A 2,083-nucleotide genomic window follows, 5' to 3' on the forward strand; every position below is an offset into this window, starting at 1 on the left:
GGAGTTGGTGGGGTTGGTGGCGGGCGGCTTCGGCGTCGGCGAGGAGGGTGGCCAGGGGGGGCCAGCTGGGGTCGGCGAGTATGCGGGCGGCGTGGGCGGGGACGGCGGCGCGCACGTCGCTGGCCAGGGTGAGGCGGGCCTGTTCCTTGAGCTGGCGGTGCTCCAGTTCGGCGAGCACGGGGCCCATGGCGTGGTCGGCTGCGGCCTGGAGGTGGTGGAGGGCCTGGCGGGCGGCCTCGGCCTGGTGGGCGTGCTGCTTGGCCTCGTGCCAGCGCCGGGAGAGGATCGCGGACCAGACGAGGGCGGCGATCAGGGCTGCGAGGGCGCTGCCGTCCGGGCCGGTAGCGGTGTGGATGATGTCGCGGGCTGCGAGGCGTACGGCGTCGGCGGCCCGGTCTTCGGTTCGGATCTGGGAACGTTGGGCGCGGGCGAACGCCTTTGCTGCGGCATGGAGTTCGGCATGCAGGTTGGTCGGCGCCTGCTGGGCGGCAGCCTCGATGAGTTCGCCGAGGGCGGCGATGTGGGCCTGGGAGCGCTCGTCGCCGCTGTCGGCACCGGTGGTGTCGGTGAGCTGGGTGTGGAGAGTATCGAGAGCGTCGATGGCCTGCTGCCAGGGGGTGGTGGGCCTGTTGCGGCGGGCCGTGGGGTGCTCCTCGGGCACGACAGCTTCCAGACGGGCCCGCAGTTTGGGCAAGGTGAGGTCGGAAGCGATCTTCTTCCCCGAGTGGAAGATCTGCTCGCCCTTCTCATTGAGGTCGCCGGGGCGTCCGGCGGCGTAGCCGAGGAGATCTCCAGAGGGCCCACGCCTGGGCTTGACCGCGACGCCGTCGGCTTCGAGATAAGCGAGGAGTTCTTCGGCCGTGCGGGCGTGGGGGATGGCGGCACGGATACGGTCTTCGAGCCACTGTCGGCTGGTCTGCTCCCAGCCCATGCGCTGGGCCTTGTGCATCTCGGCCTGAGTGGGGCGGCGGCTGCCGGTGCAGTCGCCCTTCTTCAACTGGCGTAGCCCGTAGTCCTTTTCGATCTCCCGGCAAGCGTCGCCGACGCGGAGGCCGCTGTCGTGGAGCTTGGGGCGGCGGCCGTCTTCGCGGACGGTGGTGGCCAGGATGTGGATGTGGTCGTCGGCGTGGCGTACGGCGATCCAGCGGCAGGCCAGGTCGTCGCCGGGCGGGGCTATGCCGGCGGCTTCGACGACGCGCTGGGCTATCTCGCCCCACTCGGCGTCGGAGAGGTAGCGGTCTTCGGGTGCGGCGCGCACGGGGCAGTGCCACACGTGGTCGGTGACCGCACGTCCGAACTCGCTGTTACGCAGTCGTACGGGCTCGTCGAGGTAGCGGGCGAGTTCGGTGAGGGCGGCCCTCTCGTCGCGGCCGGGGTCGGGCATGCCGAGCAGGGCGAAGCCCGCGACGATGTGCGGGTCGAGGTGCTCGTCCTGGCGGCCGGGGCCGTAGAGGTAGGCGAGCAGGCCACGGGTGTTGCACCCGGCCGGTTTGATGGCGGCGATCACGCGGACAGCCCCTCTTCTTCCGGCTCGGCCAGTTCGACAGGCTGGCGCAGGGCATCGGCGATCAGCTCCAGCAACTGCTGGAGTTCGGTCAGACGCTGGCGTATGTCGGGTGGCGTGTAGTCGCTGTTGAGGGCGCGGGCGATCTGGTTGACGTTGACGCCGATGCGGTTGAGCTGGCGCAGCACCTGAGCGCGGAAGTGGTGGGTGCGGCGGCGGTCCTCGGACAGGGGGAGATTGGCAGTGAACCGCCCGGTGATGAAGGCGAGGACGACATCGGCGGCGAAGCCGGAGTCGCCTTTGTAGCCGTGCTCGGCGGCAACGTCCTGGAGTCGGGCACGCTCCTCGCCAAGGAACCGCAGGGGGCCGACGCGTGCATCGCGTTTTTCGCCGGTGAAGCGGCGGATCGTGGGCTGCGCGCTCTTCACGGCGGGTTCGCCGGCGGCGGCAACGTCTTCGCGCACGGGGCGGAGGATCTCGCGCTGAACGACGTGGAGCATGTCCTGGTCGGGGCCGCCCTCGGCCCCGACCAGGACATGCTCCCTGGCTCTTATACACCTCTCCGAGCCCACGAGACCG

General features: G+C 70.8%; 2 protein-coding genes. Both read right to left on the reverse strand.

Translation table 11 applies throughout. The annotated features are described in order from the left end of the window. The coding region (locus WH07_RS35600) for a relaxase/mobilization nuclease domain-containing protein (protein WP_046509374.1) at positions 1-1,507 on the reverse strand (1,507 nt) is incomplete at its 3' end. Continuing rightward, the gene (locus WH07_RS35605; RefSeq protein WP_063775894.1) at positions 1,504-2,076 is read right to left on the reverse strand and encodes a MobC family plasmid mobilization relaxosome protein; all 573 of its coding nucleotides are present in this window, start codon (positions 2,074-2,076) and stop codon (positions 1,504-1,506) included. The genes WH07_RS35605 and WH07_RS35600, both read right to left, overlap by 4 nt. Positions 2,077-2,083 lie beyond the last annotated feature (7 nt).

The sequence above is a fragment of the Streptomyces odonnellii genome (assembly GCF_000981895.1).
Lineage (GTDB): Bacteria > Actinomycetota > Actinomycetes > Streptomycetales > Streptomycetaceae > Streptomyces > Streptomyces odonnellii.